Source organism: Paraburkholderia sp. LEh10 (assembly GCF_017814945.1).
Lineage (GTDB): Bacteria > Pseudomonadota > Gammaproteobacteria > Burkholderiales > Burkholderiaceae > Paraburkholderia.
The window spans coordinates 24592-46225 of sequence record NZ_JAGIPX010000033.1 but is presented as its reverse complement, the minus strand read 5'-3'; the positions used below and the strand labels follow the sequence as shown (position 1 = coordinate 46225).

The 21634-nt window shown below is 62.5% G+C and carries 15 protein-coding genes and 2 pseudogenes; 11 read left to right on the top strand and 6 right to left on the bottom strand.

Features of this window, described 5'->3' with window-relative positions; translation table 11 throughout:
* Positions 1-298 precede the first annotated feature (298 nt).
* Together J8I87_RS25300 and J8I87_RS25295 are read left to right on the top strand one after the other, a co-directional pair.
* Complete coding sequence (locus J8I87_RS25300; protein ID WP_209934761.1) at positions 299-1384, top strand: LLM class flavin-dependent oxidoreductase; 1086 nt, start codon at positions 299-301, stop codon at positions 1382-1384.
* On the top strand, positions 1374-2660 hold the full coding sequence (locus tag J8I87_RS25295; RefSeq protein WP_245254147.1) for an MFS transporter: 1287 nt from the start codon (positions 1374-1376) through the stop codon (positions 2658-2660). The genes J8I87_RS25300 and J8I87_RS25295 overlap by 11 nt, the downstream gene beginning before the upstream one ends.
* 385 nt (positions 2661-3045) lie before the next feature.
* On the opposite strand, the gene argP is transcribed toward J8I87_RS25295, so the two are convergent.
* Entirely contained in the window at positions 3046-4002 is a 957-nt protein-coding gene (gene argP / locus J8I87_RS25290; RefSeq protein ID WP_245254146.1) for an HTH-type transcriptional regulator ArgP, read from the bottom strand.
* A gap of 304 nt (positions 4003-4306) precedes the next feature.
* Complete coding sequence (locus J8I87_RS25285) at positions 4307-5548, bottom strand: polyhydroxyalkanoate depolymerase (protein ID WP_313065803.1); 1242 nt, start codon at positions 5546-5548, stop codon at positions 4307-4309.
* A 974-nt stretch (positions 5549-6522) separates the two neighbouring features.
* Here J8I87_RS25285 and J8I87_RS25280 point away from each other — a divergent pair.
* Positions 6523-6952: pseudogene (locus J8I87_RS25280) on the top strand (IS5/IS1182 family transposase); the annotation flags it as partial.
* Positions 6953-7004: 52 nt separating this feature from the next.
* On the opposite strand, the gene J8I87_RS25275 reads toward J8I87_RS25280, so the two are convergent.
* A complete protein-coding gene (locus J8I87_RS25275) occupies positions 7005-7964 on the bottom strand; it encodes a substrate-binding domain-containing protein (protein WP_209934760.1) in 960 nt (319 codons plus the stop codon).
* A gap of 175 nt (positions 7965-8139) precedes the next feature.
* Positions 8140-9153: a substrate-binding domain-containing protein gene (locus J8I87_RS25270; protein WP_209934759.1), complete on the bottom strand. Its 1014-nt coding sequence runs from the start codon at positions 9151-9153 to the stop codon at positions 8140-8142.
* 196 nt (positions 9154-9349) lie between these two features.
* On the opposite strand from J8I87_RS25270, the gene J8I87_RS25265 reads away from it, so the two are divergent.
* The 3 genes from J8I87_RS25265 (at position 9350) to J8I87_RS25255 (ending at position 12911) form a co-directional block, all read left to right on the top strand.
* Positions 9350-10912 (top strand): glycoside hydrolase family 68 protein, encoded by a 1563-nt coding sequence (locus tag J8I87_RS25265; protein ID WP_209934758.1) that lies wholly within the window; start codon positions 9350-9352, stop codon positions 10910-10912.
* 101 nt (positions 10913-11013) lie between these two features.
* Positions 11014-11280, top strand: a complete 267-nt coding sequence (locus J8I87_RS25260) for a GntR family transcriptional regulator (protein WP_209934757.1) — start codon at positions 11014-11016, stop codon at positions 11278-11280.
* Positions 11281-11294: 14 nt separating this feature from the next.
* Positions 11295-12911, top strand: a complete 1617-nt coding sequence (locus tag J8I87_RS25255; protein ID WP_245254145.1) for a glycoside hydrolase family 32 protein — start codon at positions 11295-11297, stop codon at positions 12909-12911.
* A gap of 451 nt (positions 12912-13362) precedes the next feature.
* Here J8I87_RS25255 and J8I87_RS25250 read toward each other — a convergent pair whose 3' ends face one another.
* Both J8I87_RS25250 and J8I87_RS25245 read right to left on the bottom strand, forming a co-directional pair.
* The gene (locus J8I87_RS25250) at positions 13363-13854 is read right to left on the bottom strand and encodes a hypothetical protein (protein WP_245254144.1); all 492 of its coding nucleotides are present in this window, start codon (positions 13852-13854) and stop codon (positions 13363-13365) included.
* A 16-nt stretch (positions 13855-13870) separates the two neighbouring features.
* The gene (locus tag J8I87_RS25245; RefSeq protein ID WP_209934755.1) at positions 13871-14902 is read right to left on the bottom strand and encodes an aliphatic sulfonate ABC transporter substrate-binding protein; all 1032 of its coding nucleotides are present in this window, start codon (positions 14900-14902) and stop codon (positions 13871-13873) included.
* Between the two features lie 306 nt (positions 14903-15208).
* Here J8I87_RS25245 and J8I87_RS25240 point away from each other — a divergent pair.
* The 5 genes and pseudogenes from J8I87_RS25240 (at position 15209) to ssuD (ending at position 21624) form a co-directional block, all read left to right on the top strand.
* Positions 15209-16382: pseudogene (locus J8I87_RS25240) on the top strand (acyl-CoA dehydrogenase family protein).
* A gap of 162 nt (positions 16383-16544) precedes the next feature.
* The gene (locus J8I87_RS25235) at positions 16545-17795 is read left to right on the top strand and encodes an SfnB family sulfur acquisition oxidoreductase (protein WP_209934754.1); all 1251 of its coding nucleotides are present in this window, start codon (positions 16545-16547) and stop codon (positions 17793-17795) included.
* A 3-nt stretch (positions 17796-17798) separates the two neighbouring features.
* Positions 17799-19043 (top strand): SfnB family sulfur acquisition oxidoreductase, encoded by a 1245-nt coding sequence (locus J8I87_RS25230; RefSeq protein ID WP_209934753.1) that lies wholly within the window; start codon positions 17799-17801, stop codon positions 19041-19043.
* Positions 19043-20461, top strand: a complete 1419-nt coding sequence (locus J8I87_RS25225; RefSeq protein ID WP_209934752.1) for an LLM class flavin-dependent oxidoreductase — start codon at positions 19043-19045, stop codon at positions 20459-20461. Before J8I87_RS25230 ends, J8I87_RS25225 begins: the two co-directional genes overlap by 1 nt.
* Positions 20458-21624, top strand: coding sequence for an FMNH2-dependent alkanesulfonate monooxygenase (ssuD, locus tag J8I87_RS25220; protein ID WP_209934751.1), 1167 nt, complete (start codon positions 20458-20460; stop codon positions 21622-21624). Before J8I87_RS25225 ends, ssuD begins: the two co-directional genes overlap by 4 nt.
* The last annotated feature ends 10 nt before the right edge of the window (positions 21625-21634 follow it).

Genomic DNA, 21634 nt, shown 5'->3' with positions numbered 1-21634 from the left:
ACCGTGAGTGCAATTTAGATCAGGATTCATCGATCGAGCGGCTGCGTCGGAGAATTTGACGGTGCGTGAAAAAATGCAGAGATAGAAAAACTGCTGCCCGGTGAGAGTATCTGCATTGAAATTGAATGACCGAGGATAAGCTTGGCTATCCTCAACAATGCCGCCACGCATCGAGAGTTTCTCGTTCAGAGGAAATATCCACTAGTTAGAGTTTGTGGCATGGGCGCCGAGCCGCTTGCCGCCCTGCACCTGCACCGCCTAAGCTCGTTCTAACGTCAACGACCAAGCGGAGTGAACCATGCGGCCCGTAAGAATCCACTGGTGCGCCCCGCGGGGCGACGGCAATACCAAGGCGTCGGAGAGAGATCTGGCGAACGAGCTGAATCTGGACGGCATGGTGGATTTCGTCCAGGAGGCGGAAGACCTGGGTATCGACTCGCTGTTGATGGGAATCGGCTTTCACCTGCCGGACCCTCTGCCGCTGATCGGTGCGCTGGTGCGGGAAACCAGGAAGATCACTTTCATCCTGGCATATCGGCCCGGCCTGCTGCCGCCGACCTTGTTTGCGCAGGCAGTCAACACAATATCGTGGATGTCGAACAAGCGGATTTCGCTGAATATCGTCGCTGGTATTTCCCCGGAGGAACAAGCGTATTACGGGGATTACCTGTTGCACGACGATCGCTATCGGCGAACCAACGAATACCTCTCGGTCCTGCATCGCTTCTGGCGGGGCGAATCGCCCATCTCGCACGAAGGCGAACACTACCGTTTCACCGGCGCGAAGCTCGGCCTGCCCTACAAGGATGGAGAGCGCCCGCGTCTGTATCTGAGCGGCGCATCGCGGCAAGCCCAACAGTGCGCGATCGACTGGGGCGACTGCTGGCTGCGCTACGGCGACACGCCCGAGGGCGTCGCGGCCGCCAGCCGCCACGTGTTCCATTCGGGGCGCGACGTCGGCATCCGCATGCACGTGTTGGCGCGTGAGACACATGCCGAGGCTCTTGCCGAGCTCGAGGCAATGATGATCAACCCGGACGAGCAGCACCGGCAGAACGTTCGCGACTTCGTCAGGAACTGCGACTCCGAGGCGGTGAGGACCTCGTTTCGCCTCGCCGAAGGCGCGACCAACGACTGGTTGTCGCCGATGCTGTGGTCAGGCGCGGTGGCTTACCGTGGCGGGCCGGCGCTCTGCGTGGTCGGCAGCTACAGCGAAGTGGCACAGTACCTCATCGAGTACAAGAAGGCTGGCGTGAGCGAATTCATTTTCTCCGGTTGGCCCACGCGCGGCGAGATGCGGCGCTTCTGCCAGCACGTGCTGCCGCTCGTCCGCGAACTGGAGACCCGCGAAGGACAGCAAGAGGAGATCGCCCTTGTCATCTGATGCCATTGACGTGCGCAGGGCGAGGCGCCTGCGCTGGTTCGCCGCCGGCCTGATGCTGGGCATTGTCGCCGAGCAAACGGTGATGTTCGCGGTCCCTCTGATCATCTTCCAGGAAACCGGCAGTGTTGCCTATTCAGGCATCGCGTTCGCCGTCGAGTGGGTGCCGGCGCTGATGGCCTACCCGTTTGCGGGCATGCTGGCCGATCGGCTCGGCGGACGCAGGCTGTTCCTCGATGCGAACGCGGCCCGTGCGCTGTGCCTGCTGGTCGCGGTGGCCACCTGTTGGGCCGCGCCGGCCGTCACGATCATCGCGCTGATGGTCAACAGCGCCTTTCTGTCCGCACTGATGGCACCGATCCGCATGTCGGTCGAGAAGACGGTGCCGGCGCTTGCCGAGGGCGACAAGTTATCGCGCCTGCAGTCGCTGGTGCAGAATGGGGAGTTGCTCTCGCGGGCGCTCGGGCCCGCCTTTGCCGCGGGTCTGGCGCATTGGCTCGGCAAGTTGCCGCTTCTGCTCGTCGCCGCAACCGCGTTCGCGCTGGCGGCCCTGTGCTGGGGCGACATGCCGTCTGGCTTGCGCAAGGTCGTCGTGACGAGCCGCATCGGGCAAGACCTGGCGCTCGGCTGGAAGCTCCTGATCGCCAACCGTCCGGTTGTCTTGCTGGCTGTCGTGAACTTCACGATCAACCTCGCGTTCGCAATCGCGATCAGTGCGAATGCGTACCTGATCACCGGCTTTTTCCAGGCGTCGGACAGCATCTTCGGCCTGATGAACGCCGGCGCGGGCCTGCTGGGATTCCTGAATTTGCTGCTGATTCCGCGCTTGCTGACTTCATGGTCCATCTATCGCCTCGGTGCCTGCGGCTTCGCGCTGATGTGCTTTGGCCTCGTATGGATGGGCACGGCGAGTAATGTGTGGGTCTACGCGACGTCGTTTCCTGCGGCGATGGCAGGTGTCGCGTGGTTCAACGTGTTCAACCGCACGCAACGCGTCAAGGCAATCGAACCAGAGCATCTAGGCAAGGTCATCGGGCCGTTCTACCTAATCAACTCTCTGTCGTACCCGATCGCGGGTGTCATCACGGCAAGCCTTGGGCCGGCACTTGGCGTCCAGAACATCGTCCTTTTTATGGCGCTGCTGCTCGCGTTACCCGGTTCCGCGCTGTTATGGACGACGGCGCGGCACTTTCGGGCGAAACTCGAGGGCGGGCCGGCGCAAGAGGGCACCGCTGCCTGCGCGATCACCACCACGCGCAAAGGCCCCGGGCAAGCCTGACCCCATCCTGGCATGGTTCAAACGATGGCTGAACACACAGCGCGAAGTGGGCTGTCGGGGCAGATCCTGGCAGCCGGTTTCTTTTGGCGTGCCCAACGGGGCTCAGATGCAAGGGGATGGTGGTGACGAAAACCGGAACGCTTGTGGGTTGCATCATCATGCGCAAACAACGGCGATCAAGGCAGCGCGCGCAGTGGCATCCTTGCGGCCCGGCTTCACCTGGTCGAATCGACTTTCGGATGTGATGCATCAACTCGATGCCGGCGAAAGTGCTCGCTATGTGCCTGAATCCTCTAAAGCGACATGACGTTCGATCCTCGACATGCTTGCGGCAATGGCCTGGTTCGACCGTCGCGTGGACACGCATTGGCGTTCGGGGGATGCTTTAGCCCGTCCAGGCAATGTCGTGCCGCGCCGACACTGGCATTGTTTGTTTCGTCTGCGGCACCTGCAGGATTTCGCGTGCGCAGGCGATGATCTCTGACGAGATCGACTCGCAGATCGGTGGCGCAGCGCGCCAGTGGTGCCAGTACAGGGTCACCGGAAAAGGCATGTGGCGCAGCACGTCCACGAGTTCGCCGCTCGCGAGCCGCGACAGCGCGGTCTGTTCCGGAAGCAGCCCGTAGCCGACGCCGACCATGATCGCCTCGAGTTGCGACGCCGGAGACGGTAGAAAATTCTTTCGATAGCGTCCGACGGACACGCCGAACACCGCATCGAGGTAGCGATCCAGCAGGGCGGTGCGCCGCCCCAGCAACACCGCAGGCGCCGAGGTGGCGGAATGCAGGCAGAAGCCTTTCGCGAAATGACGCTGCATGAACTCCGGGCTCGCCACACAGCGGTAGGCTATGTCACCGATCGGCGTGGCGGCGCAGCCGCGCGCAGGACGCGGCACCGTGGAGACACAGCCGATGATCTCGCCGCGGCTCAGCGCCGGAAACCCCGGGTCCGCATCGTCGACGACAACCTCCAGTTCAACCGTGTTGCGTTCGATCAGACGCCGCACGACCGCGCAGAACCAGGTGTCGATCGAGTGCGCGTCGACACCGATGGCGAGCGTCATGCCGCCGCGGCCGCTGACGCCGTGAGAGCGGATCTGCCCGAAAGTGTCGGCTTCGAGGAGCCGCACTGCGGCCACGTGCTTGAACAGCACCTCCCCGACCGAAGTGAGCGCGAGGGGCTTGTCGCGCACCAGCACGACGGCAGAGAGCGCCTCTTCGAGTGCCTTGATGCGCTGCGAGATAGCGCCGCGCGTAACATGGAGTCTTTCGGCCGCACGTTCGAAGCTTAGTGTTTCAACGACCGCTGCAAAGGCTTCCAACTGGTGTCGATCGAGCATCATCGATGATCTCCTTGGGGAACATGTCCGCCCGCGGGTGCCTCGTCGCGGGGCGCATTAAGCAGGATGGGAGTAACGGGTCGGCCGAGTGGAATGGTGAGGACGGCGTCGTCCTGCAGGCCCAGATGTGTCGAAGCGTACATAGCGTTTCGGACGGTAACTCTGCGCCTCAATTGGGTAACGCGAATCGGCAGCAATGGAGTTGGCGCAAGCCACACTTCGATTGCAGTCCGTAATGGTTTTCCGCCCGTGTTCATCTCCGTCTTCTCCAACTGCATGCTCGTTGTTATGCCGCCTCCGCCTGACGCTACCCGTCCCCCGATTCTGCAGCTTCGCGTGATTGGTACCGGTGGATCAGCTCCCGAATCTGCGGATAGATCGCGGTGCGCCAGGCGTTCCCTGAGAAAATGCCGTAGTGGCCGCAGCCGAGGGCCGTCACAGCGTGTTTGTACGAGTCGTCGAGGCCGGTACAGAGATCGTGCGCAGCGTGGGTTTGACCTGCCCCGCAGATATCGTCGCGGTCGCCCTCGACGGTGATCAGGGCGGTGGTCCTGACGGCGTGCGGACGCACATGCTCGCCGCACACCCGCCAGACTCCCCGTGCGAGGCGGAATTCATGGAAGACCGACTGGACCGTCTCCAAATAGTATTCACCCGCCATATCGAGCACGGCGTTGTATTCGTCGTAGAACCGTCGATGCGCGCTGGCCGCCTCGGCGTTGCCCGTAGACACGTCGAAGTAGTACTTGAGGTGCGACACCAGATGCCGCTCTGGATTCATGGCCACGAAGGCCGCGTGTTGAAGAAATCCCGGGTACACCTTTCGACCGGCGCCGGGATAGTTGCTCGGCACCGTCGCGATCAGTTCGCGCTCGAACCAATCGAGCGGCTTGCTGACGGCCGAGTGGTTCACTTTTGTTTCGCCGCGACGCGCGTCGATGGGGCCACCCATCAGGGTCATGCTGTTGGGCGTGGGTTCGCCATTGTTTGCCATCAGCGAAATGGCGGCCAGCACCGGCACCGTCGACTGGCAGACCGACACGACATGGATGTCCGGTCCGAGGAAGCCAACGAACTCGCGCACATAGGCGACGTAGTCGTCGAGGTGAAAGCCACCTTCTGTCATCGGGACCATGCGCGCATCGATCCACTCGGTGAGATAGATATCGAAATCGGGCAGCATCGTCCGCACCGTGTCCCGCAACAGCGTCGCGTGGTGTCCAGAAAGTGGAGCGACGACCAGCACGACGGGGGGAGTCTGCGAGGTGGCGCGCTCAAAATGCAGCAACCGACAAAATGGCTTGTGCAACGTGACGCTTTCCGTCACCGCCACTCGCTCCCCGTCGATTACGGTGTCCGTCAGACCGTATTCCGGCTTCGGGTAGGGCCTGCAAAGCCGGACCAGCAGTTCGCAGCCAGCGGCGATCTGGCGGGAGTGCGTGAAGCAAGGCGCATGATGGAGCGGTGCCAGGAGGGTCGCGGTCGCCTGCGCCCACGGAAGAATCGATCCCCACAGCGTCATTTGCAGGTCGTGCATTTCGTAAATCACTTCGGTATCCAAAGTATATAGAAGTCAACTCAAACACTGATCTGACACCACCGTTCTGTAACCGAAGCGCCGATGCCGCGGGTGCAAGGTGGGCGCCGTTGGGTCTGCAAAAGTGGGACGGGAGAGCGGCGCCGGGTTCGCATTCGGCTCACATATATGCAGGAAAGATGCCAGTTAGGAAAGCGAACGGACCGCCCCCACGCGGGGCGATGCGGGTGGCCGCGCCGGGTAGATCCGGTACCCTCTTAAAAGGGTTGCGGGCGTCGCGGGATGGCTTGCCAGATGGGCGCTTCAGAGATGGCAGGAGCATCTAAACTCTCGCGAGGGCTCCGCCCTTCGCGGCAGTGGCGAGGTCGAGCTGACGTCGAATGTGCCTTTCGACACGTGAGCAGGTGTCGCTTTCTCCTTAACATACGCTTTCGGCTTGTTGGATTTTTGCTATCATCCGCGCAGACCTTGTAAGGCATCGAGAACCGCGCGCCCCGTGATTTCACCTGCCTGCCATCCGTGGTCTTCCGGGTTCTGGGGCAAATAGCCGGTTGATGCGAGAAACGCATTCGGTCGGTCACTTCATCATGCGGCCAATACGGCCTTCCAGACAGCGGGCGTAGTGGTACCTTTGAGGCGCAGCTTGGCGAGATCGAATTGTCCGCGGATGCGGTGTAACTACCGCGTGTTCACACTAACAACTGGTTGCGAGTTTCGACGCTGATTTTGTACAGAGCGGTCGAACAAACTTGAGGCGCAAATCCATTTCATGTACGGCATGCTGAAGATGCGACGATATGTTTCGGTATGCGAAGAGTAAGGTATCAGGAGGTCGAGCACGACCGTGACGCTGGGCAGAGCGCCGACGATGCTACGCAAGGCCAGGGCGTGAGATCAGTGCGGAAGCCACGATTCGCAATCCTGACGCTTGACGAGAGCAAACTGACACGAATGGTTTCTTCGGGCGACGATCTCAACTAGATTCGGAAGGGCTCGTGGTCGGGGCGCGCTCGATGCCATGCCGGGCAATCCGTACGACGTCCATACGCTGGCCGACGGCCCTGGAGCAGGCGGTGATCCTGAGCGACGTGAAGCCGGAAGTGGTCATTGTTGATCTACAAGGGTGTCGTCGTCGATGGCGCGAAGATCTATCACCCGGGATTACGATGCGGGATCACGCGCGGCCTGCGCGCGATGATCCGCAGGCGAAGCGCGATCGAGCCGGCCAGCGGTCACATGAAGGCGGACGGCATGCCCGATTGGAATTGGCTCAAAGGTGCGTTGGGTGATGCGATACATGCAGTGCTATGCGGCGCCGGCCATAACCTGCGGATGATCCTCAGGAAGCTGCGGCTTTTTTACGCCCTTGTTCTGATCGCCTTGTGCACCCGCTCAATCACTACTGTCCTGGCGTGAGGGCAAGTGCCGACCAAAACGAATTATTCAGACCCGACTATTTGTGCAAGTGCTACCCGCTGGTGCGTGTAATCAGCGTTAATGGCGTCTCGATGAAAGCAGACAGGTCCCCCTGTTTTTGCTGTTGCAGTAACGCCTGCAAGGCCACGTCGACGCCGTAAACGGCCTGCTTCGCCGCGAACTGATCTACGGTCGCGAGGATTCGCCCGTTTTTGAGCAGCGGCTTGATCGCGTCGCTGTTGTTGTATCCGGTGATAAAGACTGCTCCGGTTCTTCTCGCCGCACGAACCGCGTCGACCGCTCCCATGGCCATATTGTCGTTGCCGCACAGAAGCGCCCGTATTTCAGGTTTTCGTGCGAGTATCGTCGATGCTGCCAATCTGCCCTTGTTGTACTCCCAGTCGCCGGCTTCGAGCGCAACGACCTGGACATGTGCAGCCTTCATCTCATCTGTGAACCCCGCCGTGCGCTGCTGCGCGTTGCGGCTTGTCGGCACACCTTGGACGATGCCGACTTGATCGCCGCCGTGAAGCCTACTCGCGAGATAGTTAGCAACCAGCCTCGCGCCTCGACGGTTGTCGGGTCCGACAAACGGTACATGGACATTTGCGGCGTTCAGCGCATCCGGGTCCAGAGGATTGTCGATCGTGAGCGTGATGATGCCGCGTCCTATGCACTCGCTCGTGACGGGAACCAGCGCCTTTGAGTCTGCTGGCGCCAGCACGATTGCGCTGACGCGCTGCGAGATCAGGTTGCCGATGACGCGTATTTGCTCGTCGGCATCAGTTTCAGTTGGGGCGCCATCTACGACAAGCTGGAACGGATGAGGGAAGTGCCTTTGGAACGCCTGGGCGGCATCGATCATCGTTCTCGTGAACGGATCGGACATGGATTTCAGCACGAGCGCGATCGTGTCGTTGCGGCTTGCAGCGCACAACGCTTTCGTCCAGACTAACCCCGCTGCACCAAGCGTGCTCCCGAGGATGAATTGACGGCGTTGTTCATCAAGCATGGCTGGATCGATTCGAAGGCTGCGGGCATCAGGCCGCCCAGGATGTCCCAGTGTACGCCCCCATTTCCGCTGGGACGGCAGTGCATGCTGGTGTTCCCTTCACTTCATGTGCGCCGTCGGAACTCATGCCTCGGATTCCGTTTTCCGGCCAGATTGTCCGATTGCTGAGCTGACCTCAAATTCTCGGGCCGTCTGTATCGCCCGGCTCGATACGGGGTAACGCAAGCCGATGCGCACAACGGTCCCGATCTCTGATCGCGTTCAATACGAGTTCGGCTATGGCGGTTCCCGACGCATGGCCCGTCGGCTGCGTGACGGCCGTTACCGCGTACGGATGCGAAACTTCCGAAGGCACACCGTCATAGACGATCAGCGAGACATCGCTGCCAAGCTTGCGTCCACTGTCGACGATCGCGCGAAATGCGCCCGCGCCTGCCAGGTTATTGTCCACAAGGACCGCACTTGGCGGTTCGGTGAGGCTTAACAGCATGGTCGCCGCATTATGGCCGCCTGCACTGTCAAACGAACACTCGATCATCAGTTCAGCCAAGGGAGCAATGCCCGCGTTTCGCAACGCGCTCTCGAAGCCCTCCCGACGCTGGGCCGCAAAAGTCATGGCAAGCGGCGCGCTGATCAACGCAATCCGGCGATGGCCGAACTCGATTAACCGCTGCGTCGCGGCTCGCGCTCCCGTTTCGTTGTCGAAATCAAACCACCAGTAGGGCCGCGCGCTATTAGTCCGGCCGTAAGCGACGAACGGAAAATCCCACTCCTGGAGGAGCGCGATCCGTCTGTCATCCATCTGCGTGCGCGCGACGATCAGGCCGTCGACCGACCGGCCTTCCACGAGGCGCCGGTACGTCTCCAGTTCCGCGTTCGGCCGGGCAGATGCAATGATCAGGTCCATGTCGCGTTCGCCGAGTGCCTCGGTCATGCCCGCGACCACCTCGCAAAAGCGCGGATCGCCCAGATCGCCGGCTCCGAACGGGTACACGATGCCGATCGCGTCGGCGCGGCCCGTCGCCAGCCTGCGCGCGGTCGGATCTGCCTGGTAGCCAAGCGCCCGCGCGGCCTCGATCACTCGCTTTCGGGTTGCCTCGCTCACGTCGTCATAGCCGTTCAGCGCCCGGCTGACCGTCGTCCTCGACAGGCCCAAGGCGCTTGCCAGCGCCTTCAGATTCGTTTTCATCTTTCCCCTTGCGGTCTCGCTCCCGTCGCCATGTGTCCGGGTGATGAGAGAACCTGCTCATCATACCGCTATTTGATTAGATTTTTGACTTTCAAACCGGTTTGAACTAGCATCCAAACCGGTTTGGAAAAACATCCGTAACACCTTCCTAAGGACGCTCCCCATGTACTCTTGCTATGACTCGCGAATTACCCGGATGAACCCACGCCTGCGTGTGCACTTCCTGTCGGCAGCGGTACTGTCGGCTGTTGCGCTACCCGCGCTGGCTCAGACTGCGACGCCCGGTTTTCCCGCGCCAACGCCGCATTCGCAGCAGGCATACGACCCCGAGAGCAGTTTCACAATGCGCTGGACGCGTGCCGACATCCGTCAGATCAAGGCACAGTCGCATGTCGCGACGGCCACAGACAAGAACTCGCTGCCGCTTTCGCTGACCATGCCGGACATCCAGCAGGATTTCCCGTTGATCAACTCGAACGTCTGGGTGTGGGACACGTGGCCGCTGGCCGACATGCGCGCGAACCAGCTGGCATACAAGGGCTGGGAGGTGATCTTTTCCCTGACAGCCGATCCGCATGCGGGCTATACATTCGACGACCGTCACGTTCACGCGCGCATCGGCTTCTTCTACCGCCGCGCGGGCGTTCCCGCATCGCAGCGGCCCGCGAACGGCGGCTGGACCTGGGGCGGTCATCTGTTCCCGGACGGTGCGAGCGTCAAGGTATTCGGCACGTCGCCGATGACCGATAACGCCGAATGGTCGGGCTCGGCGCGTCTCACGCACGGCGACAATGTCAGCCTCTACTACACCGCGACGTCGTTCAACCGGTCGGCTCCCGGTGGCGCCGACATTACGCCGCCGCAGGCGATCATCACGCGCGCCGATGGTCACATCCACGCCGACGACAGTCACGTATGGTTCTCAGGCTTCGATGACCACAAGGCTTTGCTCAAGCCGGACGGCACTTACTACCAGACCGGCGAGCAGAACACCTATTTCTCATACCGTGATCCGTTCGTGTTCACCGATCCCGCACATCCCGGCAAGACCTACATGGTATTCGAAGGCAACACGGGCGGCCCGCGCGGCGCGCGCACCTGCACGGAAGCTGACCTCGGCTACGCGCCGAGCGATCCGCAACGGGAAGACCTGAACGCCGTTATGAACTCGGGCGCGGTGTATCAAAAGGCCAACGTCGGTCTCGCGGTTGCGACGAATCCGCAACTGAGCGAATGGAAGTTTCTGCCACCAATCCTGTCGGCGAACTGCGTCGATGACCAGACCGAGCGCCCGCAGATTTACCTGAAGGACGGCAAGTACTATCTGTTCACGATCAGCCACCGCACAACGATGGCAGCGGGTGTCGACGGGCCAGACGGCGTCTACGGCTTCGTCGGCAACGGCATCCGCAGCGACTTCTTGCCGCTGAACGGCGGCAGCGGCCTCGTACTCGGCAACCCTACCGACTTTTCCGCGCCGGCCGGTGCGCCGTACGCGCAGGACCCGAACCAGAATCCGCGCGAGTTCCAGTCGTACTCGCACTATGTGATGCCGGGCGGTCTCGTCGAGTCGTTTATCGATGCAATCGGCTCGCGGCGCGGCGGCACGCTTGCGCCGACCGTCAAGATCAACATCAAGGGTGACACGACGGTCGTGGACCGGACGTATGGCAAGGGCGGCCTCGGCGGCTACGGCGACATTCCGGCGAACCAGTCGGCGCCCGGCAATGGCAACGGGCAGGGCGGCAACAGCCAGTAAGCCTGCTCGCGAGGCTTGCAGCCGCAGCTTGCTGCAAGCCTCGATCGCCTCGACGCGCTTGCGCTGCCGACATGCTCGCGCCGGCTCCTTACGAGTGCCGCATGAAGTTCTGGATTCCCGAATTGACCACCCGCACGCGTCCCGTGTATCTGGCCGTGGCACGCGAAATCGAAGCTGCGATTCACGCGGGCACGTTGCGTCCTGGCGAGGCGTTGCCACCGCAACGTCTGCTCGCTGATTTTTTGGGTCTGCACGTCAATACGGTCAACCGCGCGTTACGCGAGACCGCGCGCCGCGGCCTGACTGCCGGAAACCGCCGGCATGGCACGGTCGTGTGCGGGCCATCCAGGCAAGAACGCCTTCCCTGATTAAAAGACATTCGATGCACGCCCCGCAACACCGATTCTTCAGGCCGCCCGTGCTGTCGTCGTGGCTCTTTGCCGCGCTGGCTGCGACCGTCACAGGCTGCGCGCCGCCATCTTCGTCCTTTGCGGCGAACACAGCCGACACGCCACAATGGCGCTCCGCGCTTCACTACACGCCGCAACGCAACTGGATGAACGACCCCAACGGCCTCGTCTATTACAAAGGCCGGTATCACCTGTTCTATCAGTACAACCCCCATGGGAACTTCTGGGGCGACATGTCGTGGGGCCATGCGACGAGCCGCGACCTGATTCACTGGGACGAACAGGCCGTTGCCCTGCGCGCGAGCCAGGCCGAGGAGATATTCTCCGGCTCGGTCGTCGTCGATGAGCGCAACACGTCGGGGCTCGGCTCTGCAAAGGCGCCGGCGCTCGTCGCGCTTTATACCAGTGCCTACAAGGCGGGCTCCGGGCATGAAGCCGGCGTTCAGGCGCAGTCGATTGCATACAGCACCGATGACGGCGTGACCTGGCATCAGTACGCGCATAACCCGGTATTGACGCTGAGTCCCGAGTCAAAGCAGTTCCGTGATCCGAAGGTGTCGTGGTTCGCGCCTGGCGGCTACTGGCTGATGGCGACCGTTGTCGCCGATGCGCATGTCGTCAAGTTCTACCGGTCCGACAATCTGATTGACTGGACGTTTCTGAGCGACTTCACGCTACCCGATGTGCCGCATCGGGGCGCGCTGTGGGAAATGCCCGACCTGTTTGCCCTGCCGCTCGATGGCGACCCGTCACGGCGGAAGTGGGTGATGATTGTCAACGTGAATCCATGGTCAATCGCGGGCGGATCGGGCGCAATGTATTTTGTCGGGCAGTTCGACGGCACGCGCTTCGTCGCAGACGACGTTGCGCCGGCCGGCTCCGATCCCGCGCGGTACCAGTGGCTCGATCATGGCGCGGACTACTACGCGGCAGGGACGTTTTCGAACGCGCCGTCAGGCAAGGCTGTGACGATCGGCTGGATGAGCAACTGGGATTACGCGAGCCACGTGCCGACCGCGCCCTGGAAAGGCGCGATGGCATTGCCGCGCGAACTCGCGCTGAAGACCATCGACGGCAGGCCGCAGCTGACGTCCGTGCCGCCGTCATCGTATGTGTCGATGGTGAAGCAGCTTCCCGCAACGCGCATCGACGCGTTCGACGTGTCGTCGGCAACGCGCGACCTCGCGGCGTCGGCGCGTGGCGACGTGCAGAACATCGAGCTGACCATCCGGCCCGGCACGGCACAGCGCGCCGGTCTGATCGTGCGGGCTTCAGCCAGTGGTGACGTGGGCACGCGGATTTTCTACGACACCAGCACGCAGACGCTGAACCTGGACCGGTCGCGTTCGGGCAACACATGGTTTTCGGGCGCCTTCAGCAAGACACACATTGTCAATCTGCCGCTGCACGACGGCAGGCTTGATCTGCAGGTGGTGCTTGACCGCAATTCGGTTGAGGTATTTGCCGATCGCGGTCGCACGGTCATCACGGACCTGATCTTCCCGGCAATCGGCGACGACCGCGTCCGCGTTTTCGCGGAAGGCGGCGATGCAACGTTCAGCGGTGTTGCTATAACGAATACCGATTGATGTCAGCGGCACCAGCGAGAACCTTTCTCTGCGGCGCTTTGAGCGCCGCATAATCGGAACGATCAGTCGCGCGCGCCTGCAGACTTGTCTTGGCGCAGCCGACGAGGCGGGCTGGCGCAACTGTTCTGTTCGTGCAATTCCGGCGGTTCGCGCGAAAGTCCTGGTGCCAGGAAGAACGCGTAGAGCACCATGACCGCGCAATAGCGGGAAACGAACTCAACGCCATCCGATCCGAGCGTAGGAATCTGCGCCTATCATACCGACCTACGCGCGATGTGGCGCCATGGGCGGCAGCCATTTTTGCATGCCCGAGTTTAGCGCAGAAACAGCGCCGTTATGATAAGAAAACTTATCTTAATAGAACAGTTCGCTGCGAAATTTTGCAGGGATTGTATGTCCGCAACGGGACTTTGGGTCTGCCGCTGGCGAGCAGTCACCTTAAAAGGAGTGGTCAGTCTGCTGGGGCATCGCAGAGCGCGACGAAGTGCTGGCCACGCTTGCTCAGCGTTGCGCCGCACGGCACGTTCTCGGGCAACCGAAGCCGGCCGTGCGAAAACGCGTCGTCCGATCCTGGCGCGCACATGATTCTGGCTGGATTTACATATACGCATTCGTCGAGTCCCATGGCCGCGCCGATCATCAGCGCAAGCAACGAGCCGAGCCCGAAGCCCGCATAAACGCGCGCGACACTCGCACCGATATGACGCGCAACGCGTGCGCCGCCCAGATCCCAAAGTGACTCCAAGATCGTGCTCGGCGCGGGCACGAGATGCATCGGCAGCACGGATGTGCGCACCAGCGCTTCGATTGCCGCAAGAAAGACGACGGGCAACGCAAAGCCTGCGTAGCGCCACAGGCGCAATGTATCGCGTGGCCCCGCTTGCAACGCATGCTGCTTTGCACCGTGCGTTTTCAGCGCAAGCGTCTGTTCAGTGACTTGCATCGACCGGACCTGTGCGTTATTTCGCGCTGTTGCTTGCGATCACCGGCTGCGCAACCTTCGAATCGATCAACGCATCGATAACCTGATTGAGATCGGTGCCGCTTTTCACGAGCTGTTCCTCGACGAGAATGGGCGCGGCGGCCTTCAGCGCGGCGATCTGCTGCGCGCCGGGCTGCGGATGGCTGAAGTCGTTGCGGCTCAGTTGCAGCTTCGCGACCGCGAGCGAAACCTTCGATTCTTCCGAGACGATCTTCGCCGTCTCGGCGGGATGCGCGGCGATCCAGACACGCGCTTTCTCATACACCTTCAACACGCGGGCAAGCGCTTCCGGATGCTCGCGGATAAAGTCTTCACGTGCGTTGAGCAGGCCCCATGTATTGACGTCGACATTGCGATAGAGCAGACGCGCGCCATTGTCGATCTCGGCCGCGGCCATGTGCGGATCGAGGCCGGCCCATGCGTCGACCTGTCCGTTGACGAGTGCCGTGCGTCCATCGGGATGCTGCAGATTCACGATCTCGACGTCATCGCGTGAGAGGCCCACGGTATGCAGTGCGCGCAATGTGAAGAGGAACGGATCGGTGCCTTTGGTCGCGGCGATCTTCTTGCCCTTCAGATCGGCGAGGCTCTTGATGGGCGAATCCTTGCGTACCACCAGCGCGGTCCATTCGGGACGCGAAAAGACGTACACGGCGCGAATCGGATTACCGTTCGCCTTGCCGAGCACGGCGGCGAGACCTGCAGTGGAGTCGATATCGACCGCGCCGCTATTCAGGTACTCGAGTGCGCGATTGCTGCCAAGGCTCAGCACCCACTTGACCTGCGTGTGATCGGCGGCGAATTCCTGTTCCAGCCAGCCATTGCGTTTGATGGCGAGGCTTTCCGGCGAGTAGTACGCGTAGTCGAGCTTCAGTTCGGGGAGCGGTGCGGCCTGCGTGCTGCCGAAGTAGCACAGTGCGAGCGCGGCGGCCACCGTGGTCATGAAGTTGCGCAGCACGGACGCGCGGCGCGCGCGTGCGAAGAATGCAAAGCCCCGAACCGATGCCATCGATTGTCCTTATGGATGCGTGTGATATGAGCTTTCAATGTAACGAAGCCGATCGCATCCGCGAACCAATAAAAGTTCAGAATCAAAGCCGTCCTGGCGCTATGGCAGAAATGGTGCTTCGATCCCAACGGTTCACGCGTCTAAGGCACAGATTCATATAAGCATTCAAGTACCCGATAGTAGGCAGCATGCCGAAGGCGTTCTTACACTTGCCGGTTAGCCGCGGTCTGTCTCGTGTGTCGCACGCAGTCCGCTTCGAAGCGGCGCCGATTCGCGCCGCCTGATGTCTTTTCGGTCTTGCATATCATGTCAACACAGCTTGAACCAAATCACGCAGCGCAGAACGAAACAGCGCAAGCACTCGCGCAGCAATTTGCCGCGAGTGCCGTCGAGCGCGACGAAAAGGGCGGCACCCCGAAGGCCGAGCGTGACGCGATCAGGGCAAGCGGCCTGCTGGCGCTGTCGATTCCCGCGCAATACGGCGGAACGGGCGCCACGTGGGCCGAGACACTCGATGTCGTCAGAACATTCGCGCGGGTCGACAGTTCGATTGCGCATCTGTTCGGCTTTCACCATCTGCTGCTCGCGACCGTGCGACTGTTCGGACGCCCCGATCAATGGGAGCCGTGGCTGGAACAGACTGCGCGCAACAACTGGTTCTGGGGTAATACGCTCAACCCGCTGGACACGCGCACCGTCGCGCAACGAACGGACGGCGGCTATGAGTTCTCGGGCAGGAAAAGCTTCTGCTCGGGCGCGCTCGATTCCGACATGCTGGTCGCATCGGGCCTGGACGCCGAGAGCCGCAAGCTGCTGATCGCGGCAATTCCGACATCGCGCGCCGGCATCACGTTGATTCACGAACTGGAACAGTTTCGGGCAGCGGCAGACGGACAGCGGCAGCGCGCTGTTCGAAAACGTGCGAATCGACCAGAACGAATTGCTACTCGAGTCCGGGCCGCTGAGCACGCCTTTCGCGTGCCTACGCCCGTTGCTGGCGCAACTGATCTTCGCGCAGATGTTTCTTGGCATTGGCGAGGGCGTGTTCGCGGAGATGAAGCACTACACGCGCCATGAATCGCGCCCGTGGTTCAAGTCTCCCGCGCAGCAGGCCAGTACGTTGCGTCACTATGGGGAGTTCTGGGCCGAACTGGAAAGCGTGCGTCTGCTGGCCGCGCGCGCCGTGCAGATGTTCGATGAAGCGTGGGCGCGCGGTGCGTCGCTCGACGAGACGGCGCGCGGCCACGTGGCCGTTGCCGTCGCCACGGCCAAGGTGGCCGCGACGCGTGTCGGCCTCGATCTCAGCAGCCGGCTATTCGAAGTGGCGGGCGCACGCGCCACGCACGGCGCGCTGCGGCTCGACCGCTTCTGGCGCAATCTGCGCACGCAAACGCTGCACGATCCCGTCGACTACAAGCTGCAGGAACTCGGCGAATGGGCCGTCAACGACGAACTGCCGACGCCGTCGTTCTATTCCTGAACGGCTGAGCGCCGGATGATCGAGAAAATCGGCGCCTGTCATAAGCAATTGCAAATTCGATAGTAGGGCTGGCACGTCTGGGCTGATCCAATACAGGATTGGCCCTGTTCGAAGCGAGCCGCGATGGGCTCGAGGGGCTTTTCCGTCTTCGTGTGAGCCATCATGTCTACTGTCGAATCTCCTGTTGCCGCTGCGCAATCGCCGCAGCGTCCCGATCCCGCGCGCGCCAAGCGCATTGCGAGCGACGCCGACGCGTTGGCCGTCGCCCATACGCTCGCTACAAGCTTTGCAGCGAAAGCGGCCGAGCGCGACCGGCAGCGCATTCTGCCTTGGGCGGAACTCGACGAGTGGTCCGAGAGCGGCCTTGGTGCGATCACCGTGCCGCGTGAATACGGCGGCGCGGACGTATCGTTTGCGACGCTCGCCGAAGTGTTCGTGATTCTCTGCGCCGCCGACCCCGCGCTCGGACAGGTTCCGCAGAATCATTTCGGCGTGTTGGGCGTGCTGCGTGAAATCGGCACACCGGCGCAGAAAGCGCGCCTGTATGGCGAAGTGCTGGCGGGCCACCGGCTCGGCAACGCGGGACCGGAACGTCGTTCGGCGGCGGTGTCGACGGTGCTGCAAGGCACCACGCGGCTGCGTGAGACGCAAGATGGCTTGCGCCTCGACGGCAAGCGCTTCTATTCGACGGGCGCGCTGTTCGCGCATCGCGTCCCCGCGCGAGCCACCGACGATGCCGGACGCGCGGTGCAGGTCTGGGTGCCGCGCGATGCGCCGGGCCTCACGGTGATCGACGACTGGCGTTCGTTTGGCCAACGCACCACGGCGAGCGGCAGCGTGATTTTCGACAATGTGCGCGTCGATCCGCAAGATGTGCTGCCGCTCTGGCAACTCGCGGATCGTCCGGGCCTGTTCGGCCCCAATTCGCAGCTGATACAGGCCGCCATTGATCAGGGCATCGCCGAAGCCGCCGTTGCCGATACGCTCGCCTTCGTGCGCGAGCGTGCGCGTCCGTGGATCGATTCGGGACTGGAGCGCGCGACCGACGATCCCTACATCATCGCCGACGTAGGCCGTTTGCAGATCGATTTGCATGCCGCACGCGAGGTCTTGCTCGACGCCGGCCGCACGCTCGACGCGATCGCCGCCGCACCCATCGATGCCGAGGCGAGCGCGCGAGCATCGGTCGCCGTGGCCGAGGCGAAGGTGCTGACCACGCGCATCGCCCTCGAAGCGAGCGAAAAGCTGTTCGAACTGGCCGGTTCCGCATCGACACGAGCGGCGCACAACCTCGATCGTCACTGGCGCAATGCGCGGACACACACGCTGCACGATCCCGTGCGCTGGAAACTGCATCTGCTCGGCAACTATCACCTGAATCATGTGTTGCCAGCGCGGCATTCGTGGAACTGAAACATGAGCACCGATATTTTTGAAGAGACTGCTGCGCAGACGCACGCACGCCAGGTGCAGCGCGCGCCCGACCTTATTGCCGACGATGCTCACGCGCTGCGTGTCGCGAAACGTCTCGCCGATGCGTTCGCACCTGAAGCGGCGGCGCGCGACCGCGAGCGCCGTCTGCCATGGACCGAACTCGACGCGTTCGTCGCGAGCGGCTTGTGGGGTATGACCGTGCCGCGCGAGTTTGGCGGTGCGGGCGTGAGCAGTGCTACGCTCGCCGAAGTGACGGCAACGATAGCGGCCGCCGATGGCTCGCTCGGCCAGATTCCGCAGAACCATTTCTATGCGCTCGAAGTGCTGCGCGTCGGCGCGAGCACCGGACAGCAGCGCTTTTTCTATGACCGTGTGCTGGCGGGCGAGCGCTTCGGCAATGCGCTCGCCGAAACCGGCCACAAGGATTTCAAGCGACGCACGCGGCTCACGCGCACGACGGCCGGCTGGCATATCGACGGCCGCAAGTTCTATTGCACGGGCGCGCTGTACGCACACTGGATTCCCGCGCTGGTCATCACGGAAGAGCGCGGGCGCGATATCACCTGTCTCGCGTTCGTGCCGCGCAATGCGCAAGGCGTCGAGGTGATCGACGATTGGGACGGTTTCGGCCAGCGTGTGACGGGCAGCGGCTCGGTGCAGTTCAATCATGTGCGCGTCGAGCCCGAATGGGTCGTCCCGTTTCAGGCGTCGTTCGAACGACCGACCACCATTGGTCCGCTCGCACAGATCATGCACGCAGCCATCGATCTGGGCCAGGCGCGCGGCGCTTTCCAGGCCGCATTGCAGTTCGTGCGCGAACGTTCGCGACCGTGGGTCGATGCAAAGGTCGATCGCGCCACCGACGACCCGCTGACCGTCGCGCAGTTCGGCGATCTCGCCGTACGTTTGCGTGCGGCCGAGGCGCTGGTGCGTCGCGCGGCGCGCTTCATCGATGCCGCGCAGGCGGGGCCGACGGAGCGTTCGGTGGCCGAGGCATCCGTCGCGGTGGCGGAGGCGCGCGTGCTCACCACGACGATTTCGCTCGATGCAGGCTCGCGACTGTTCGAACTGGCCGGCACGTCCGCGACACTCGATGGCCTCGGTCTCGACCGCTTCTGGCGCAACGCGCGCACGCACACGCTGCATGACCCGGTGCGATGGAAGTATCACGCGGTTGGCAACTACTACCTCAACGACACGCTGCCGCCACGGCACGGAGCCCTGTAATGGCACGCAAACAGATTCTGCTGAACGCGTTCAACATGAACTGCGTCGGCCACATCAATCACGGACTGTGGACACATCCGCGCGATCGTTCCGTCGACTATCGGCAGTTGCCGTACTGGACCGATCTTGCCCGCACGCTGGAACGCGGCCTGTTCGATGGTCTTTTTCTGGCGGATATCGTCGGTGTGTACGACGTCTATCAGCACAACGTCGATGTCACGCTGCGCGAGTCGATCCAGTTGCCCGTCAACGACCCGTTGCTGCTGGTTTCGGCGATGGCGGCCGTGACGAACCATCTCGGCTTCGGCGTAACGGTGAATCTCAGCTACGAACAGCCGTATCTGCTCGCGCGCCGTTTCTCGACACTCGATCATCTGACGCAAGGACGCATCGGCTGGAATATCGTTACCGGTTATCTCGACAGCGCGGCGCGCGCAATGGGCCTCAGCGAACAGCTTCCGCACGACGAACGCTACGAACGCGCGGATGAATATCTCGACGTGCTCTACAAGCTGTGGGAAGGCAGCTGGGAAGCAGATGCCGTGCAGCGCGACAGGAGCGCGCGCGTGTATGCGGACCCGGCGAAGGTCCATCGCGTTCGGCATACGGGGCATTATTACAACGTCGATGGCTATCACCTCGCGGAACCATCGCCGCAACGCACGCCGGTGCTGTTCCAGGCGGGCAGTTCCGGGCGCGGCCAGCGTTTCGCCGCGCGCCACGCCGAATGCGTGTTCATCTCGCCGCCGAATCGCAAGGTCGCGCGCGAAACGGTGCAGACCTTGCGTGAACAACTCGTGCAGGCCGGACGCCGCCCCGACGACGTGAAGGTGTTTGCTGGCGCCGCAGTCGTTGCAGGTGCAACCGAACACGAAGCGCGCGAGAAATACGCCGACTATCTGCGCTACGCGAGCCGCGAAGCCGGGCTTGCGCATTTTGCCGCGAGCACGGGCATCGACTATTCGCAATACGATCTTGACGCGCCCGTCGATTACGCGCCCGGCAATGCGATCGAGTCCGCCACGAGCACCGCGGAACAGCACGGCTGGACGCGCCGCGAGCTGCTGGAGATGTTCGAGCTTGGCGGGCGCTATCCGGCCATCGTCGGCAGCGCCGCGCAGATTGCGGACGAACTGGAGTCGTGGATCGACGAAACGGGGATCGACGGTTTCAATCTGAGCCGCACGGTGGTGCCGGAGAGCTACGAGGATTTCATCGATCTCGTCGTGCCCGAGTTGCAGAACCGCGGCCTCTACAAGACCGCCTACGCCGATGGCACACTGCGGCGGCGCCTGTTCGGCGAAGGCGATCAACTCCCGGAACGCCACACGACAGCGGCGTTCCGCCGTCATGCCGCGAAGCATACGAATACCGATACGACAGGTGCCTCGCAGCGCCTCGCAAAGGAACATTCATGAGTCTCGACATCTTCTGGTTTCTGCCGACTTCGGGCGACACGCGCTATCTCGGCAAATCCGATTTCGGCCGCGCGCCGACCAACGAATACATGCGCCAGATCGCCGTCACGGCGGACCAGCTCGGTTACGACGGTTTGCTGATTCCGACCGGCAGCAGTTGTCATGACCCATGGGTGACGGCGGCAAGCCTGATCCCTGTGACACAGCGCATCAAGCTGCTGGTCGCGCTGCGCACGTCGATCATGGGGCCGACAGCGGCCGCACGCCAGGCGGCGACGCTCGATCAGGCTTTGAACGGACGCCTGCTGCTCAACGTCGTGCCGGGCGGCGATGCGACGGAACTGGCCGCCGACGGCGTGTTTCTTCCGCACGACGAACGCTATGCCGCCGCAGATGAATTCCTGACTGTGTGGCGCGAACTTCTTTCAGGCAGGGCGGTGGACTACAAGGGCAAGTACGTACATGTCGAGCAGGCGCGCAATTTTCATCCGCCTGTGCAGCAGCCGTATCCGCCGCTGTATTTCGGCGGCTCGTCGCCGGCTGCGCATGAACTCGCTGCGAAGCATGTCAATGCGTATCTGACGTGGGGCGAACCGCCCGCCGCCGTCGCTGAAAAATTCGCGGACGTCCAGCGCCGCGCCGCGCGGCATGGACGCAAGCTGCGCCTTGGCGTGCGCTTGCATGTGATCGTGCGCGAGACCAACGAAGAGGCATGGGCGGAAGCCGACCGTCTCATCAGCAAGCTCGACGACGAGGACATTCGCCGCGCGCAGGAAAACTACGCGCGCATGGATTCTGTCGGTCAGCAACGCATGGCGGCATTGCATGGCGGACGTCGCGACAGGCTGGAGATCAGCCCGAATCTCTGGGCCGGAGTTGGGCTGGTACGTGGCGGTGCGGGCACGGCGCTGGTCGGCGATCCGCAGACGGTGGCGCAGCGGCTGAAGGAATACGTCGATGCGGGCGCGGACAGCTTCGTGTTGTCCGGCTATCCGCATCTGGAAGAATCGATTCGTTTTGCGGAGCTGGTATTTCCGCTCCTGCCCGGCAAGAAACCGGTGACACTGCGCGATCAGGTGCTCACGGGCGGCGCGTTCGATGTGCGAGCGAGCCAGGCTGCAACGGCGGCAGAGCGGCAACATGCTGATTCGACAAATCGATAGCAGCACAACC